Below are 19,192 nucleotides of genomic sequence, written 5' to 3' on the forward strand. Positions count from 1 at the left end.
ATTACCTTTTTATTAGTTTATAGATATTGATATAATAAGTGTTAATCAAAAGATGGGGGATATATTATATAAAAAATAATATGGAGAGAAGAGATATGGAAAATTATAAGATTTTAGGTGTAGATGAAAATGCATCAATGGAAGAAATAAAAATAGCATATGAAAATAAAGTCAATAAGTTGAAAGAAGAAGTTAGAGATGAGAAAAGAGCCAAGGCTTTTATAGAGGTATTTGATAAAGCTTATGAAGAAATAAAACAGGAAAGAGAAAAAAATCAATATAAAGAAAATTTCGTTAATGACTCTAATAATAACAGTTTAAATGAAGGTTTTCAAAATAATTTTAAAAGAGATAATTGGGCTGATAACAATAATTTTGAGTATGATGATGACCAAGAAGAAACTAAGAAGAAAAGCAAAAAATCGTCTTCTAATAATTCATCAATGAAGAAGCAAAAAAGTAATAAAAAGAATTCTTCAAATGATAAAGATAAGGAAAGTAATAAAGATAAGTATAAAAGACAAAGTTCTAAAAAAGATGTAAATAAACAAAAAAGTGAAATAGATACAGTAAGTAGAGTAATTATAATTTTATTTAAAATAATAGCATTGCCTATAATAGCCATATTATCTATAATAATATTTTTATGTAAGATAATTAATTTAATATCTTGGATTGCGACTAAGGTTATCATAATAGCAGCAATTGCAGTTGCTTCTATACATGGCTATCAAGTTTATATTGGACAACCTATGTATTATGAGGTATTTGTAATATGTGCTGTGGCATTTGTAGTTTCTTTATTTTTACCAAGTATACTAAAAATAGTTCCATCAATATTAGATAAAATAAATGATAAATTAAAAGATTTTGTTTTTAACTAATAAAAAATAAGTTTTGTATAAATTTTATTTAAAAATTAATTTATTACCATAAGAAATATGTTGACATTCTTTAGAGAATCAATATATAATTGTCTCAAGAAAACTAGTCCTTTAAATTTAGTCCAGAGAGACTGATAAGGTCGATATGATACGGCAGATAGAATAATTAGGTTATATAGAGTTAATTTATATATCTAATTTTAAGCGTTAACGACCTTTCTATATAATAGAGAGGTCGTTTTTTATTAAATATAAGTACTGGTTTTCCTTAAATATAATATTTAGGGGGATACAAATGGAACAAAAGATATTATTAGAAGAAGTTATTAATGAAAATCATGATTATGAGTTAGATCATGTGCACAAAAAAGATAAGAAGGGATTCTTTTCAATGTTTGTGGTTATGCTTGGATTTACATTTTTCTCTGCAAGTATGCTTACAGGAGGAAACTTAGGAACAGGATTACCGTTGAAGGATTTCTTTATAGCAGTACTTATAGGAAATTTAATATTAGCGTGTTATACAGGATTATTAGCATATATAGGAGCAGACACAGGTCTTTCAATGCATTTACTTGCTAGATATTCTTTTGGTGAAAAAGGATCATATTTAGCATCTTTTATAACGAGTATTACACAAATAGGTTGGTTTGGTGTTGGAATAGCAATGTTTGCAATACCAGTAGCAAATAGATTTAATATAAACTTATACTTATTAGTTGGAATAACAGGATTATTAATGACAGCAACTGCTTATTTTGGAATGAAATCTTTAACGATTTTAAGTTCAATTGCAGTACCAGCAATAGCTATATTGGGTAGTACATCAGCAGTAATGGCAACAAATTCAGTAGGTGGAGTTCAAGGCTTAATGAACATAGAGCCAAGCAGTAAGATGGCATTAGTAACAGCAGTAACATTATGTGTTGGATCATTTATAAGTGGAGGAACAGCTACTCCAGATTTTGCGAGATTCTCAAAAAATAAAAAAGTAGCAGTATCAACAACTGTAGTAGCATTTTTCATAGGAAATTCATTAATGTTCTTATTTGGAGCAGTAGGGGCAATGGTTACAGGTAACTCAGATATAGCCGATGTTATGTTTTCACAAGGGTTAATTTTACCTGCGATATTAGTTTTAGGATTAAATATATGGACAACTAATGATAATGCAATTTATACAGCAGGACTTGGACTTTCAAATATAACTAAATTACCTAAAAAGAAGTTAGTAATTATTAGTGGGTTAATAGGAACAGTAGGAGCAATATGGTTAAATAATAACTTTACAGCATTCTTAACTTTCTTAAACTCAATGTTACCTCCAGTAGGTGGAATAATAATAGCTGATTACTTCTTTATAAAGAAAAGAAAGTATGATAATATACAAGAGACAAAATTCCAAGATATAAACTGGATTGCTATAGTAGCATTCTTAGCAGGGTTTATCGTTGCAAATGTTGTGCAAGTAGGAGTTATAGCATTAAATGCAATAATAACAACAATGTTAGTTTATGTGATAGGAACAAAAATAACTAATAAATAAGGTGAGGATAAAATATGTTAATTAGAAAAGTAAGACTTTTAGATAGAGAAGGATTATTTGACATAAGAATAGTAGATGGAAAGTTTACAGAGATAGATGAAAATTTAGAAGTATTAGAAAATGAAGAAGTAATAGAAGGAAATGGAGCATTAGCTTCAGCTCCTTTTATAGAGCCACATATTCACTTAGATACTACTCTTACAGCTGGAGAGCCAGAATGGAATAAAAGTGGAACTCTTTTTGAAGGAATTGAAAGGTGGTCTCAAAGAAAGGAATTTTTAACTAAGGAAGACGTTAAAAATAGAGCTAAAAAAGCTATAGAATGGCAAGTAGCTAATGGAATTCAATTTATAAGAACTCATGTAGATGTTACTGATGATAGCTTAGTTGCATTAAAGGCAATGGTAGAAGTTAGAGAAGAAGTAAAAGATTATGTTACATTACAAATAGTAGCTTTTCCACAAGAAGGAATACTTTCATATACAAATGGATTAGAATTAGTGGAAGAAGCTTTAAAATTAGGTGCAGATGTAATAGGAGCAATACCTCACTTTGAGTTTACAAGAGAATATGGAGTAGAATCTATTAATAAGATTTTTGAATTAGCTAAAAAATATGATGTATTAGTAGATGTTCACTGTGATGAAATAGATGATGAGCAATCAAGGTTTTTAGAAGTTGTTGCTACAAGAGCTTTAGAAACAGGTTTAAAGAATAAGGTAACTGCTAGCCATACTACAGCTATGGGATCATACAATAATGCATATACATATAAGTTATTTAGATTATTAAAGATGTCAGGAATAAATTTTGTTTCAAATCCTCTAGTAAACACTCATCTTCAAGGAAGATTTGATACATATCCAAAGAGAAGAGGTATTACAAGAGTTAAGGAGCTTAATGAAGCAGGTATTAATGTATGCTTTGGACATGATGATATATTTGACCCGTGGTATCCAATGGGAACAGGAAATATGCTAGAAGTAGTGCACTTTGGGTTACATGTATGTCAAATGATGGGCTACGACGATATAAATGAATCATTAAAGTTTATATCAAGCAATAGTGCAAGAACTTTAAATATTGAAGATAAATATGGAATAGAAGTGGGAAAACCAGGCAATTTAATTTTACTAAATGCTGAAAGTGGTTATGATGCTGTTAGAAGAAGAGCAGAAGTTTTATATTCCATAAGAGAAGGAAGAGTTATTGCTAAAACTACTCCTAGTAAATCGTTTGTAAATATGAGTGAAGAAAAGGAAATTAATTTTAAAAGATAATTTATATAGAGGATTTATGCTTACAATTATTGGCATAAATCCTCTATTTTTTTGTAAATAAAAGAAAAAACGAATAAGTGAGAGGTATAGCCGGATAATTCTTTATTAGAAGGAAATAATAGATATTAAAGTTAATAGTAATTATATGGGTTCCTATACATTAAATTCCAATGGTGATATAATTTAAACATTAGTATTTATTATATAATTATTGGATTTCAATAATAAGTATAATATGATTACTTATTTAAAGGAAAGAATTGATGTTAGAAAATATAATAATGATAGAGAAATATTAAAAAATGAAATATTAAAGAAAGAAATATTAAAGAGAGAAAAGGTACCTTTTTATGGTACAGTGTAATCTCATATAATATCACAAAAGGTTACTTTAAAATAAGGATTTTATCAATTATTTGCAGGAGTGAAAATAAGAAAAATATGTGAAGGTAATTAAATTAAATAAATATTATACTAAAGGAGTTGGTAAATATGTTTATAATGCAAGACATAATGCAAAAAGTTGTTGTTAAGAACCTAACTAATGATATTATAACTAATATAAAATTAACACATGATGGTGAGTGGAATGGTAATCATAAAGAAGTGATAAAAAAACTTAAAAGTAATGAATCTAGAGAAGTATCATTATATACACAGAAAGTAAATAACAGGTGTAATCTAATTCTAACTTATACCTATAAAGATATAAGTAATACCGTTGTTGCTTATGATAAATTAAGTGGAAAAGATTTAAGATTAATTACCCTCGAAATTAAAGAAATAGATGAAAAAATTGTGGTTAATACAACATTAAATAATGAGTTGTGGACATAATATTGGAAAACAATAAAAACAGAAATTTTTAATTTCTGTTTTTATTATTTATGGTATTATTACAAATAATTTCTTTAAATAATAATTAAGCATTGCTTATACTTGTATATTGTTGTTTCTAAATTGGCTTGGGGTAAAACCAACAATGTTCTTAAAGGTTTTGCAAAAGTTCCCTTGATCACAAAAATAAAGTGAAGTAGATATCTCTAAAATACTTTTATTGGTTGTGAGAAGTAATACCTTAGCCCTTTCAATTTTTAATTCCTTAAAGTATTTCATTATTGAGATTCCCATATTTTTTTTAAAGGTATTTGATAAATATCCAACAGATAAATCTAGTTCACTAGCGATTCTTTCTAAAGTTAAAGTGTTTTCTAGATTAATATAAAGATATCCAATTATCTTATTTAATATTAAATTGCTTCTTAATTCAACATGATTAATTAATATATCAAAATAAGAATTTATCATATCTAGTTCTAATTGCTGTAAAGAATGAAGTTTTTTAGTGTTTATTATAGCGTTATAATATTTATTATACAAAGTATGGAGATAAGTTTTTGTACTACCATTTTTAATAACTTCTCTAGCAAATACTACATTCCACATAATAAGATCATTTTGTTTGGTGGGTATTGGTATATTTTCTTTTTTTTCTTTTTCATGCTTATCTAAATTTAGTTTTAGCAAAGTCTCATAATCTTTATTTTCTATTAAGAAAGTAATCTGATTAACAAATAAAAACTCATCTGAATCATAAGAATCATACATAGCATTATCCTCCCCAAAAAATAATGATAAGTAAATTATATATTAATTATAGTAAAACATATATACAAAATAAACAAAAAAATACAATTTAAACCAAAATTTAATTATAGTAATAAGTATAATAAAAATATAAATGATTGCAATCGTTTTCCGACAATTGGTTTAAGCATAGAGTTATTATTTATGAATGAAAAGGTGGTGATAAGGAAATTGTTGTATGGTAAAAGTTAATTTACCATAAGATTTAAGATGTAAATAAAATTATTCAATAATTGTAGAAAAGTATAGTAAGAATAGTTAAGGAGGTAGTATTAAATGAAAGTTTTAAGAAAATTTGCAGTTTCAATGTTATCATTAGTATTACTTGTAGGAAGTTATTTAGGTCCAGTTAATAACAAAACTGTATTTGCTCAATCTTTGACAAATGCGGAAATTAATAATATAGGAGAAAGCAAATTAAATAAGGTTGATTACTCAAATGATGTAATCTATCAGGTAGTGACAGATAGATTTTATGATGGAGATAAAGCAAATAATCCTACAGGAGAATTATATGATTCAACTAAGAGTAATTATAAAAAATACTTTGGGGGAGATTGGCAAGGAATTATAGATAAGATTAATGATGGATATCTAACTGGTATGGGTATAACTGCAATATGGGTTTCTCAACCAGTTGAAAATATTTACTCAGTGTTAAGCCAAGCAGGAACCTCTTATCATGGATATTGGGCTAGAGATTTTAAGAAAACTAATCCAGCTTTTGGTAACTTTGATGATTTTAAAAGATTAATTGATACTGCTCATAAAAATGGTATGAAAGTAATAATTGATTTCGCGCCTAACCATACATCACCAGCAGGAGAAATTACCCCTGATTACGCTGAAAATGGAAGGTTATATGATAATGGTACATTACTTGGTGGAATAATTAATGATAGTAAAAACTTATTTAACCATTATGGTGGTACAGATTTTTCAACATTGGAAGATGGAATATATAGAAATTTATATGATTTAGCTGATTTAAATCATATAAATCCAACTGTAGATTTGTATTTAAAAGATGCAATTAAGTTATGGATAGGTATGGGGATCGATGGTATTAGAATGGATGCAGTAAAGCACATGCCGTATGAATGGCAAAAGAGTTATATGGATGCTATTTATTCGTATAATCCTGTTTTTACATTTGGAGAATGGTTCTTAGGTGCTGGTGAAGTAGATTCAAATAATACTAATTTTGCAAATAATAGTGGAATGAGTTTATTAGATTTTAGATATGCACAAACAGTTAGACAAGTTTTAAGAGATAATAAAAGTAATATGTATAAGTTAGATGAAATGTTTACCTCAACAGCAAAGGATTATGAACATATTAATAATCAAGTTATTTTTATTGATAACCATGATATGGATAGATTCTCTGTTGCAAATAATAATACATCTGTTGATCAAGCATTAGTTTTAACACTTACATCAAGAGGTGTACCAGCTATATACTATGGAACAGAGCAATATATGACAGGAAATGGAGATCCATATAATAGAGCAATGATGAGTGGATTTAACACTAATACAAATGCTTATCAAATTATTAAAGCATTGGCACCTTTGAGAAAATCAAATTCTGCACTTGCTTATGGTAGTACTAAACAAAGATGGATAAATGATGATGTTTATATTTATGAAAGAAAATTTGGTGATGATGTTGTGGTGATTGCTTTGAATAAGAGCAATAATAGTATTAATGTTAGTGGTCTTGTAACATCATTACCATCAGGTAATTATAGTGATGTATTAGGTAAACGAGTTAAAGGAAATGATATTGTAGTAAATCAAGGTACAGTTTCTAGTTTTAATTTATCAGGCAATTCTGCTGCAGTATGGAGTTATAATACTAACACTAGTAAACCTAATATAGGTAATGTAGCTCATCCAATGGCTAAAGCAGGACAAGAAGTTGTAATAACAGGAGAGGGTTTCGGAGATGTGAAGGGAACTGTGTATTTTGCTGATAAGGCTGCAGAAGTTATATCTTGGACTAACAATGAAGTTAAGGTTACAGTACCAAATGTTTCTGCAGGAAAGGTAAAAGTTTCACTTCAAACAGCTGAAGGTATAAAGAGTAATATATATGAAAATTATGATATTGTAAGTGGTGATTTAGTAACTTTAAGATTTGTTGTAAATAATGCTAATACTAATCTAGGAGAAAATGTATTTCTTGTTGGGAATGTTCCAGAGTTAGGTTCATGGAATGCTACCAAAGCTATCGGATCATTATATAACCAAGTAGTGTATAAATATCCAACTTGGTATTATGATGTAAGTGTACCAGCAGGAAGTAGTATTGAATACAAATTTATTAAGAAGAATGGAAATTCAGTAACTTGGGAAAATGGTAATAATCATGTATATACAGTACCTAAAAATTCAACAGGTACAGTAGTTGTTAATTGGCAGAACTAAAAAATGTGAATAAATAATATTAAGCATAAGAGAGAGTTATAAATATTATATAATTTATAAAAGTGCAAATAGAGATTTAATTTATCTCTATCTGCACTTTTTAACTATGATAGTAATTTATAGGAGAAAAATTTCTTTTAAATATGCTCTTAAATATAAAATTTAATTAAAAAATATTAAAATAAATGAATTTTTGGTTTGTAAGCTAGGTGGATATTTATTAAAAATTTGTTCTAAGCAAATATTATAAATTGATGTACTAAAAAATCATCTTTTAGGAAGAATATAATTGAGCATTATTTTGAAAGGATGATTTATATGAATAAAGATGAATTAATATATTATAAAAATAAACTTAATCAAGAGAAAAAGAGAATTAATGATCTAATTGAGCAATTAGATGATAATGGAATGACTAGATTTAATGCAGAGGTTGCAAGTGAATTATCATTTTATGATAATCATCCTTCTGATATAGCTAGTGAAACCTTTGAAGTTGAAAAAGGTAGAGCACTAGAAGCTAATGAAAGGGCATTACTAGATAAGATAGATGATGCTTTAAAAGCCATTGATGAAGGAAGTTATGGTAAATGTCAGAACTGTGGAAAAGAGATAGATAAGGAGAGGTTAGAGTTTTTACCTTATGCATTAAATTGTATTGACTGTCAAGATGTTGTTAGTACAATAAAAACTTATAATTCTAATCAAAGAGTAGTAGAAGAAACTGTAATTGGAAATCCATTTGGTCATAAATCAAGATATGGGGATAAAGATGAAATAGGATTTGATGAAGAAGATAGTTATCAATCTGTTGGAAGGTTTAATGAAATAAGAAATGCACCACAATATGAATATGATTACGATGATAATACTTATGTTGAAGAAATTGAGAAAATAAGTAATGAGCAATATAAGAATCAATTACCTGATTAAATTTTACTGAAAACACCAAAATTTTAAATTTATTGCATATATAATTATATGAAAATATTACATATGAAAGTATTTTAAGTTGTTAATTTTACTAACTTTTAAAGGGGCTCGCGAAACGCGAGCCCCTTTGAAAATAAAAGTATTTATCCGATAATGAAATTTAATCTTTAATAAAACTATATTTAATTCTATAAAGGAGTAAAGTCCTTTGGGTTAGTTATAAAAATAGCTTTTTAATTGCTTATGATTTAATAGAGATTTAAAATAAATATATAAATTAAAATATGCAAATAAGAGGGTTAAAATGGAAAAGATTAAGGATATTTTAATAAATGGATATATGATAAGCTATTTTAAAACCTAAATATAAAATAGGTAAAAATTTAAATGAAGTTGAAAAGTTAATTTGTGATGAAAGTAATCTTATAAAAATCTATATTGATAAAAGGTAGCCAAATTTAATGGTATAAGTTTAGCTACTTTTTTGTACAGTTTTTTCTATATTATAAAACAAATAAATAAGTAAAAATTAACTTGGAATGTATTTACAAATAAGTGTTATAGTAGTATTATCAAATCATAAGTAGTAAGTAGTAAGTAAGTTGTATATAATTTACTTATAATAAGAAATTAATTAGGGTTAAAGAGGAGAATTGTATGAGAGATTTAAAATTATCACAAAGCTATTCAATTATTGCTTTAAATGCACAGGACAGTAAGCATATGACCACAGTCAAAAAAATATCACTTCATTGTATTTCAGCAGCAGTTATCTTAGAGTCTTATTTAAATGGTAATTTTATAGAGGTTAATGATAAACTATCCTTAAAAAAATCATATCTTGAAAATCCTAATATCACTTTATATCAGGAAGCAGTTTTTAAACCACTTTTTAATAAGAAGGAAATTATAGAAGAAGATTTAAATTGGTGGCTATCAAAAGCATCTAATTTAGCTAATAAACATCTAAAAAATCTTGAAATTTCTATGACAGATTCTTTAAAAGGATATGATTATATTGAGGAAATACCTAGTTTATTAGGTTGTGATATGTATTACAAAACAGCTGGACTATCATTAAGAGAGTATAGAAGTAATATGGATGAATATTCTAGAATAGTTGAATTCCTTAGAGCTGAAATTTTAGAAGATGGAGTTTTAAGTGATGAAAACATGTTTATGCTGTGGCTTCTTAGAGAAAGTGGATGCATGCAAGATGTTTTTTCTAAGGGAGATTTAGAAATAGTATATAAAAAGATTCATAGTTTAGTTATAAATAATAAAATATCAAAGAAACTTTATGATATTCACATTTATCATGGAATTGAAATGGCTGTAAAGGGATTTTTAAATATGAAGAAAAATGCAATTAAAACTCCAACAGGTACTGGAATAAACTTTATTTTTCCTGATATTGAACGTTCTCAATCTATCTTTATTGATATGGAGGAATGGTTTCCTAACGCAAGTCAAAGACTAGGAGAAGTAAGGAAAAGATTAGAGGAAAATGGTCACGATTATACTGTCATACATGAAGGAGCAGTTCCTTTAATTAAAATAGATAATATAATTTATGAAGCTATACCAGAAGCAATTCAAGGAAGAGTAGCTATTCATGGGGTACGTCTTAGAAGATATCCTATTTAAAGGAGTTGTAAAATTTAATGTCAAGACAAAGATCGATGGAAAAAATATTAGAATCAGAGTATGTATCAATTGGAGAACTTGTTAGGATTACTAACTCTAGATATAGTACACTTAAATATTATACAGAAGAGGGTATGATACCTTTTGAGCAAGAGGAAGAAAATTTAACAAGAAGATTTCCACGTGAAAATGCTGTTAAGAGGATTGAAGAAATTAAGGAGTTAAAAAATAAGGGCTATAGCATTCCAGAAATTAAAGAGTTATTAAGTAAATAAATATAAAAATAGTACAAGAGTTTATAACTTGTACTATTTTTATAAATAAGTGTATAACAATTTGCTATTCTTTTAAAGAAATTGCTTTTCCGATAGTTCCACCAAGCTTTTTCCAAAAGTAATTATGTTCCTCAACAGCTTTCGAAAAATCGTTATTTTCCCATCTAGAAAGCACTTCTAACATGTAATCTTTATCTTCATAATCAACTCTTTCTATTAAGCTTTTTAATGATGCAATATATTTAGGGTCCATAGATATTCTTCCCCAAATTTGATTATCTTCTGCAATTATTTTTGTATTACTCATTCTATGAAGTATATCATAAACTTTTTCAATAGGATAATATTCATCATCCTTGATTTCAATACTTGTTTCTTTAGAAATTTCTTTATTTATTTTTTCAATTTCAGATATATTTGATTTAGCATTTATGTTACCAGATGAACGTTCTTTATAATAAAAAAATGATGATATAGCTATAATTACTAAGATTAAAATAATTGTTATGGTAATCATAGCTTTATTTTTAAATAATTTAGATATATTAATAACCTCCTTAAATATACTTTATATTAATTATAATCCATAATTTGTATAATTTGAATATAGAAAGGTAAATAAAATAAAGAAAAAATAGAAAAATAGGACGGATTATTAAGTTGATGTAAACATTATTTATAAAGTGTTAAATATAAATGGGAATAATTGCTGAGAATCTAAAATTATGATAATATATTGACAAAAATTTAACAATATTTATACGAAAAGAGGATAAGTAAATGAAAAGTAAAAAACTAAGGGGGATGATTTCTACTTTAGCTATTATTATGGCAATGGGAGTATTAACATCATGTGCTAAAGAAGAAAAGCCAGAAGAAAAAGCAGATGCAAATACACAAGCATCAACAACAGTTGGACAAGATATTGATTTAGAGTGGGATGCTCAACCTACATTAGGATTAATAAAAGGTGATTACTACAAAATTGAAGAACGTTTTAGACAAGGTCATTTAGGAATATTAGAAGTCGTTCAAAATGATGGGAAAATAGTAGAGGTTGAGTTTAATGAAATGACAAGACCAAATTACTATAAAAGATATTATCAAGATGTTCCTAAGCGTAATTCAGAGTATAATTTTGATATGGGATTAGCTAAAGGGGCAGCTTGGATTCAAAGTGTTGTTCAAGTTGAAAAGCAAATGATAGATGAACAAAGATTAACAGGAGAATTCGATGTTGTATCTGGAGCTTCAAATAGTATAGAGCAAGCTATGGCACCATTAGCTGAAAAGCTTAGTACTGAATTATCAAGTCCTTCTGGAATTAAGTACTATGCAATTGCAGAAGAACTAGGTGGTGGATTAACAGGTAAATTAAAGGTTATAGTTAAAGATGGTAAAATTTTAGAGTGTAGATATGATGAGATATTTGCAAATTCACAAGATGAAATAGAAGATCCAGAATTAAAGAAGTATTATAGAGTATCAAAGTATGAAAGTATTGAGTATCATGAGCCATCACGTATAGGGTTTAATATTCAAATGGATGAATTAAATAACAAGGTTGTAGAAACTCAAGATATGCTAGATTTAACAGGATTACCTGCAATAGAGGATACAGGTGATTATAAATCAAGCGGATATACTAAGAGAAATACAGCATGGGATAATTATTTAAAACTAGCTGAAAAGTTACTAAATGAAATGAAAGCAGATAATGTGTTATAATAAATCAATAATAAAAAAGTTAGTCAAAATGGCTAACTTTTTTATTATTGATTTATTATATAAAAGAATTAAATTACTAAAATTATTTATTATAAAAGATTGAATAGTAAGTTAGAGGAGGGAGTCTATTGAAAAATACTACAGATAAGATTTGTCCAATTTGTGGAGAAACTATGAAGGAATTTGATTATGCATATGATAATAATCAATATGGAAAGAAATATTTTAAATGTGAAGAATGCGGTCATAAAGAAAACACAATGAATTAATTTTGATACCACTAGGATGAAGACTAGTGGTATTTTACTGTCTTACAATAATGTAAGGTAAATGAAAGGAATATAAATAGATAGAAATATAAATCATAGGTACAATAGTTTTATGAAATTAGGGAGGTTAAGTTAATGAAGATATTTAGTTCTTTTACATTAAAAATTATAGCTATTGTTACAATGCTTATGGATCATATATATACATATTTAGGTGGAGCTTATGATATCCCAATTTGGTTTGGCTATTTAGGAAAGCTTTCAGCTCCTATATTTTTCTATCTTATAATAGAGGGATTCTTTCATACTAAAAGTAGAATGAAATATTTAGGTCGTTTATCTCTATTTGGATTGATAATGATAGGACTAGATAATTTATTAGGAATAAGTAATAATATATTTTTATCTTTAGCTCTTTCAATTTTGATTTTGTTAGTATTAGAGTATGGCAAGGCAGTGAATAATAAAAAGGCTTACATTGTAACAACAATTATAGTAATATTTTTAGGTGTTGCATATATGTTTACGGAATCATCTTTTTATGGATTTTTCATGACATTAATATTTTATTTCTTCAGAAATAGAAAATGTTTATTATCAATTTCGTACATAGCTTTTTCTATTTTGCCTGTTATTACAGCGTTTTTTGGACAAGATGCATATGAGCAACTTATGCTGTTTGATTACCAATGGATGATGGTATTTTCATTACCATTAATTTTATTATACAATGGTAAGTTGGGATTAAAAAATAAATTTACAAAATGGATGTTTTATATGTTCTATCCTGTACATTTGATAGTGATTCAAATTATATCTAGAATTGCGTGATATAATAATTAGGTAAAAGAATAGCCAAAAAGAAAAGACGAAAGTAGAAAAGTGTAAATAATGTGGTTATACCAATAAAGTTTTAGAATTATTAAATTAATATTATTGATTAATACTATAAAATAAAAAGAGATATATTTAATATACCTCTTTTTATTTTTTTTATTCGAATATATAAGTTAATTTATTGAGAACAATATTTTAACATAGATATTTAAAATAGCAATATTATTAAAAAAATTACCAATTTTACTAAATTATTAAATTGTATTATATATTAAAATATAATTGTAAATGTATACAAAAGGTGGAGGGGATATTATGAGAAAAAAATCAATTAATAAAAGTATTGCTTTTATAATAGCAGCTGCAGTTGCAGTTGGTCAAATTCCAGTATCGGCTTTAGCTGAAACAACTAATACTACGCAAGTAGGCAACATCAAACAGGTAAATGACTCCTTTGTGTACAATCAAGAGTATAGTGACTATGATAGTAACTCTTGGACAAGACTTGCAGGGGATGGTGAAATTAAAGAAGTTTTTGATTTTACTGAAGGGGGTTCAAAAGGTGCTTTAACAATAAAAAGAGATGATAGTAAGGGTAATAACTTGGTTTTCATTGAAGATCAATCTCCAGAGTTAAAAGATTTTGAAGCAGAAACAAGATTTAAGTTTGAAGCTAAAGAGGGGGAATTACCAGGAAGGTTTGGTCTTGTATTTAGAGGGAAAGGTGTTAATAGTTATGGCTTTGTAGGATACAATACAGGAACAGGATGGTTAATAGAATCACCTACCGCTTGGAAAGATGATATAGCAGGTCCAAAATTAGAAAGTGGACAATGGGTTACTATGAAAGTGAAAGTTAAGAGAAATACTTTAACATTGACGGTTAATGGGCAAGAAATATTTAATGATATTATATCAATAAATAATTTTCCACAAGAAGCAGGAAAATTTGGGTTTAGAACTTGGTTTGATAGTAAAGATATAACAGTTGACTATTTAAAAATTAAGACACTTGATGATGAAGTTAAAAATGATATAACAAGTGTAAAACCAATAGATATTGAAACTTTAGTTAAAGCTAAGCCACAGTTACCTTATACAACTACTGTAACATATGAAGATGGAACAACTGCTGAAGAGGTAGTTATTTGGGATTATGTTGATCCAAGTAGTTATGAAAGTGCTGGGAACTTTACAGTTCAAGGAACAATAAGGGGTGCATCAGAAGAAGCTCCTAAAGCAATTGCAAATATAACTGTAAGAGAGAAAATATCTTACTCAGCAGATTTTGATACATCAGAAACAAGTGGGGACTGGAAAGTATTAAAACCAATAGGGATAGCAGTAACTGTATCAGATGGATCTGTGAAGATTCCAATGAATGGAGTTTCTTTAGCATATGATAACAAGTCTCCTAATATTAAGAATTTTACTTATGAGACAGACTTTAGTGTAAATAATGATACTGGAAGAATTGGATTAGGGTTTAGAGTCCAAGATGTAAATAATTGGGGAGCATTATGTTACGATTCAGGTTCATGGGTATGGAAATCTGCTAAAAATGGACAAGAGAGTTGGGGAGCATTTCCAGGTTCAACTAAACTTGAAGCAAATAAAAATTATAAATTAAAATTGAAAGTTGAAGATAATACTATTACTTTATGGATAAATAATGAATTATTAGGAAGTACAACAACAGGAAGTATACCTAGTAATGCAGGTAAAATAGGTCTAGTAGGATGGTTTGGTAATAAAACCGTAACATTAGATAATATAAAAGTTGAAGAAATTACCACAGAAATTGAAGAAGAGTTACCAGAGGTTCAAGTTCAGAGTATAGAATCAGATAAAATAAAAGTTAATTTAGATAATACCTTTCCAAGAATAGTAGATTATGTGTGGAAAGGAGATAATTCAAAGTTAATAGGTCAAGAAGATAGATATAATAAAATTCAAATAAATAATGAAAAATATTCTCCAAAGGTTTCATTCAATATTGAGAATAATGTAGCTACGTATACTTTGGCTATTGACGAAATAGGAGTTACATTAACTATGCAAGTATCTGTAAATGATAACAAGATAAGAATGGAGATAACAGATATAAAAGAAAATGGTGACTTTAAAGTAAAGAAAATATACTTACCTAATAATAGTTTTGCAACAGTTAAGAGTAATGAAGGTGGAGCAATAGCAGGAGTTTTATCTACAGGAGCATGGCATCAAATAACTGATGAGATAAGTACAGTTGAAGATTTAGAACCATCATTAAAAAATAAAACATATGCATTTATAAATAACGATAATTTTGCTATAACAATGAATAATAATGTAATTGAATATTCAAGTAGAATAATACTAGATACTCAAAATAAAAATGGATATAAGTCTACTGCAATGGGAACAGGAGAATGGACTTATAGAGAGGTGTTAGACTCAGAAGTAGAAGTTTATGCCGAAGATACATTATGGACAGAAGTCATGATAACAAAGGATATGAATTCAGATGAAACAATAGATTGGCAAGATGCAGCTATAGAATATAGAAATAATGTTGAAGCACCTATGGGAGGAGATATGATTAAAGATAGCCTTTCCTATATAGCGTTCAATATTGGATATACTCAAAGTCCATTTTTAAGAACTTTAGATACTGTAAAGAAATTATATAATTATACAGATGGATTTGGACAAATGGTACTTGAAAAAGGATATCAAGCTGAAGGACATGATGATTCTATCCCAGATTATGGCGGACATATAGGGATTAGACAAGGAGGCGTTGAAGATTTTAATACATTAATAAATGAAGGTGCTAAGTATAATGCAAAATTTGGTGTCCATATAAATGCAACAGAGTATCAACTAGATGCTTTTAAGTATCCAGATGGAATAGTAAATGAAAAGGCACCTGGTTGGGGATGGCTTGATCAATCTTACTATGTTGATCAAAGAGCTGATATTGTAACTGGTAAGTTGTTTGAAAGATTAGATGAATTAAAAAAAGATGTACCAGATTTAGGATGGGTTTATGTTGATGTTTATACAGGAAATGGATGGAATGCTCATCAACTTGGAGAAAAACTTAATGATATAGGTTATCCAGTAGCTACTGAATTTCATAGTCCTTTAGAAGAACATGTAATTTGGAATCATTGGGGTTCAGATCCAGCATATCCAAATCAAGGTGGAACAAGTGATATTTTAAGATTTATAAGAAATAGTACTAAGGATGGTTTCTTATCAAATCCGTTATTAAAGGGAAGTAAGCATTTATTATCAAGTGGATGGGGAAATAATCACTCAATAGAAGGAGTGAATGGAGTAGAAAGGTTCTATAATCAAGTTTTACCAACTAAGTATATGCAACATTTCGATATAATGAAAATGACAGAAGATGAAGTTATTTTTAATGAAGGACTAAGGGCAGTAAGAGAAGGAAATGATATAAATTACTATAAAGAGGGGAGGTTAGTTGCAACAACTCCAGAAGATACAATTAATTCAATTGGAGAAGGAAAGACTACTTTATTTTTACCTTGGGATCCAGTTGAAGAAGATGAGAAAATTTATCATTGGAATCCAATGGGTACTACTTCGGAGTGGGAACTACCTGAAAGTTGGGGGAATTTAAAGAATGTTGAGATTTATGAATTATCTGATTTAGGTAGAACTAAAGTTAAAAGTATAAATGTTGTCAATGGAAAAGTAACTTTAGATGTTAAACAAAATACTCCATATATAGTAACTAAGGGAGAAGTTTCAGAAGATAGAATAGATTCATGGGGTGAAGGCAGTAAAATAAATGATCCTGGATTTGATTCTCAAAGTTGGAATTACTGGACTAAAGAATCAGAAAATGGTGAAACAGATCATATAACTTTTGTTAATGAAACTGAAAATAGAAGAAAAGGAAATGATATAGTTTCTATTGGAGAAAAGCAAGGGAAAATAAGCCAAGAAATAAGTGGATTAGAAACTGGAAAAACTTATTCAATTTCTGCTTGGGTAAAGAATAGTGGTAATAGAGAAGTTCTTTTAGGTGTAGACGTAGGGGATGAGAGTTTTAATAACACTATTAATCGAGGTGGAAGAGTAAGACAAGGAGAAGGTGTTAAATGGTTAGATGATACTTACGTTAGAATGGAAGTAGAATTTACAGTGCCTAAAAATATAGATAAAGCCATTATTTATATAGAAGCAGGGGAAGGTGAAAATCTAGTATTAATTGACGATTTTAGAATTTGGCAGCATCCTGGTCATACAAATAAAGATGGATATGTATTCTATGAAAATTTTGAAAATGTTGATGAAGGAATAACACCATTCTTCTTAGCACCAGACAGAGGAACTTCGAATAGAACTCACTTAGCAGAAAAAGATTTATATGGAAGACAAAAAATGAGCTGGGTTATTAATGGAAGATTCTCATTAAAGAGTAATCAACAACAAGGCGAAGTAGGGGAAATGATAGTAACAGATTCATCAACATTAAAGTTAGAGCCTAATACTAAATATGAGCTTGGATTCTTATATTCACTTGCAGATGCAGCACCTGGATATTCTATTAATGTTAAATCGTTATCACAAGGAACATTATTAAATATCCCATTAGAGGATACTGGTGTTGAAACAGGAGAATATATTAATGCTAAGCCAATAGTAAAGGAATTTACTACTGGAGATGTAAATGATTACTATATATCTTTAGATAAAGGTAATGGATTTAAAGAGATTATTTTAGATGATATTTATGTCTCAGAAATTAAAGAAGAATCTGATTCAGTAATAAAGAATGTAAATCTAAATACAAGTGTAAATGAATTGCCAGTAGATTTATCTGTTGATTTTGATGTCAATGCACTTATGTCTAATGGAAAAAAAGTAGATTTATCAAAAGCAACAGTTGAATATGTTATTTCAGATGAGAATGTTATTGCAATAGAAAATGGAAAAATTAAGGGATTAAAAGATGGAGAGTCTACTTTAGCAGCTAAAGTAACAGTTGAAGGGAAATCTGTATCCTCTAATGTTGTGACTATAAAAGTTGGGAATAGAGGAGAAACTCCAGAAGCAGTGGATAAAACAGAATTATCTAATTTAATAACTGAGTCAGAAGGATTAAAAGAAAAAGATTATACAGCAAAAAGTTGGGGAATCTTTGTAGATATCTTAGCAGAAGCGAAAGCAATTTTATCTAAAGAAGATGCAACACAAGAAGAAGTAAATAACATAAAAGCTTCTTTAGAAAAGGCTATTAAAGAATTAGAAAAAGTGGATGATGAAAAACCAGTAGAAGTAAATAAAGAGGAATTAAAGAAATCAATAGCAATAGCAGAAGCTCTAAAGGAAGAAGATTATACAAAGGAAAGTTGGGAGAATTTCATAAGTGTTTTAAAAGATGCTAAGGTTATTTTAGTTAAGGAAGATGCTACTCAAGAGGAAGTTAACGACATAACAGATAAATTAACTAAAGCTATTAGTGATTTAAAATCAAGTGAAAATGGTGGTAGTAATTGGGAAAATAATAATAGCGGCGGTACCAATAATAATAACAGCAATAACAGTAATAACAGCAATAACAGTAATAACAGTAATAACGGATTACCAGCTACAGGAGGAACTTCACCAGCAGCAGTAGGACTATTTGGAACAATAGTTTCATTATTAGGTGCATTTATGTTAAAAAAGAAAAAACAATAGTATAAAAGTA

15 protein-coding genes are annotated in these 19,192 nt (G+C 28.0%); 13 read left to right on the plus strand and 2 right to left on the minus strand.

The annotated features are described in order from the left end of the window. The first annotated feature begins 95 nt into the window (after positions 1-95). The 5 genes from I2E83_RS07165 to I2E83_RS07180 all read left to right on the plus strand — a co-directional run bounded on the left by I2E83_RS07165 (position 96) and on the right by I2E83_RS07180 (position 4,547). Positions 96-884 carry a molecular chaperone DnaJ gene (locus tag I2E83_RS07165; RefSeq protein WP_195265402.1) on the plus strand — a complete coding sequence of 263 codons (789 nt, stop codon included), beginning with the start codon at positions 96-98 and terminating at the stop codon, positions 882-884. A gap of 295 nt (positions 885-1,179) precedes the next feature. Then, complete coding sequence (gene codB / locus I2E83_RS07170) at positions 1,180-2,430, plus strand: cytosine permease (RefSeq protein ID WP_195265404.1); 1,251 nt, start codon at positions 1,180-1,182, stop codon at positions 2,428-2,430. 14 nt (positions 2,431-2,444) lie between these two features. After that, on the plus strand, positions 2,445-3,710 hold the full coding sequence (gene codA, locus I2E83_RS07175) for a cytosine deaminase (RefSeq protein ID WP_195429297.1): 1,266 nt from the start codon (positions 2,445-2,447) through the stop codon (positions 3,708-3,710). A gap of 235 nt (positions 3,711-3,945) precedes the next feature. Continuing rightward, the gene (locus I2E83_RS18155) at positions 3,946-4,074 is read left to right on the plus strand and encodes a hypothetical protein (RefSeq protein ID WP_279325040.1); all 129 of its coding nucleotides are present in this window, start codon (positions 3,946-3,948) and stop codon (positions 4,072-4,074) included. Positions 4,075-4,202: 128 nt separating this feature from the next. Next, positions 4,203-4,547 (plus strand): hypothetical protein, encoded by a 345-nt coding sequence (locus I2E83_RS07180; protein ID WP_195265408.1) that lies wholly within the window; start codon positions 4,203-4,205, stop codon positions 4,545-4,547. 96 nt (positions 4,548-4,643) lie between these two features. Here the strand turns inward: I2E83_RS07180 and I2E83_RS07185 are convergent, their stop codons facing one another. After that, entirely contained in the window at positions 4,644-5,318 is a 675-nt protein-coding gene (locus tag I2E83_RS07185; RefSeq protein ID WP_195265410.1) for a helix-turn-helix transcriptional regulator, read from the minus strand. A 315-nt stretch (positions 5,319-5,633) separates the two neighbouring features. Here I2E83_RS07185 and I2E83_RS07190 point away from each other — a divergent pair, with 315 nt between their 5' ends. The 4 genes from I2E83_RS07190 (at position 5,634) to I2E83_RS07205 (ending at position 10,645) form a co-directional block, all read left to right on the plus strand. Further along, the gene (locus I2E83_RS07190) at positions 5,634-7,790 is read left to right on the plus strand and encodes an alpha-amylase family glycosyl hydrolase (protein WP_195429298.1); all 2,157 of its coding nucleotides are present in this window, start codon (positions 5,634-5,636) and stop codon (positions 7,788-7,790) included. Positions 7,791-8,108: 318 nt separating this feature from the next. Next, positions 8,109-8,723 carry a TraR/DksA C4-type zinc finger protein gene (locus I2E83_RS07195; RefSeq protein WP_195265414.1) on the plus strand — a complete coding sequence of 205 codons (615 nt, stop codon included), beginning with the start codon at positions 8,109-8,111 and terminating at the stop codon, positions 8,721-8,723. Between the two features lie 657 nt (positions 8,724-9,380). Further along, entirely contained in the window at positions 9,381-10,370 is a 990-nt protein-coding gene (locus tag I2E83_RS07200; protein ID WP_195429299.1) for a hypothetical protein, read from the plus strand. A gap of 17 nt (positions 10,371-10,387) precedes the next feature. Beyond that, positions 10,388-10,645: a helix-turn-helix domain-containing protein gene (locus I2E83_RS07205; protein ID WP_195264937.1), complete on the plus strand. Its 258-nt coding sequence runs from the start codon at positions 10,388-10,390 to the stop codon at positions 10,643-10,645. A 64-nt stretch (positions 10,646-10,709) separates the two neighbouring features. Here the strand turns inward: I2E83_RS07205 and I2E83_RS07210 are convergent, their stop codons facing one another. Next, the gene (locus I2E83_RS07210) at positions 10,710-11,162 is read right to left on the minus strand and encodes a DUF6241 domain-containing protein (protein WP_195264935.1); all 453 of its coding nucleotides are present in this window, start codon (positions 11,160-11,162) and stop codon (positions 10,710-10,712) included. Positions 11,163-11,425: 263 nt separating this feature from the next. Here I2E83_RS07210 and I2E83_RS07215 point away from each other — a divergent pair, with 263 nt between their 5' ends. The 4 genes from I2E83_RS07215 (at position 11,426) to I2E83_RS07230 (ending at position 19,182) form a co-directional block, all read left to right on the plus strand. Further along, positions 11,426-12,373, plus strand: coding sequence for an FMN-binding protein (locus I2E83_RS07215; RefSeq protein ID WP_243242160.1), 948 nt, complete (start codon positions 11,426-11,428; stop codon positions 12,371-12,373). Between the two features lie 128 nt (positions 12,374-12,501). Beyond that, positions 12,502-12,642, plus strand: a complete 141-nt coding sequence (locus tag I2E83_RS07220) for a hypothetical protein (protein WP_195264933.1) — start codon at positions 12,502-12,504, stop codon at positions 12,640-12,642. Positions 12,643-12,777: 135 nt separating this feature from the next. Further along, positions 12,778-13,473, plus strand: a complete 696-nt coding sequence (locus tag I2E83_RS07225) for a TraX family protein (protein ID WP_195264931.1) — start codon at positions 12,778-12,780, stop codon at positions 13,471-13,473. Positions 13,474-13,794: 321 nt separating this feature from the next. Then, on the plus strand, positions 13,795-19,182 hold the full coding sequence (locus tag I2E83_RS07230; protein WP_195429300.1) for an endo-alpha-N-acetylgalactosaminidase family protein: 5,388 nt from the start codon (positions 13,795-13,797) through the stop codon (positions 19,180-19,182). The last annotated feature ends 10 nt before the right edge of the window (positions 19,183-19,192 follow it).

It is taken from the genome of Clostridium sp. D46t1_190503_E9, assembly GCF_015555225.1.
In the GTDB taxonomy this organism is placed as follows: domain Bacteria; phylum Bacillota; class Clostridia; order Clostridiales; family Clostridiaceae; genus Clostridium.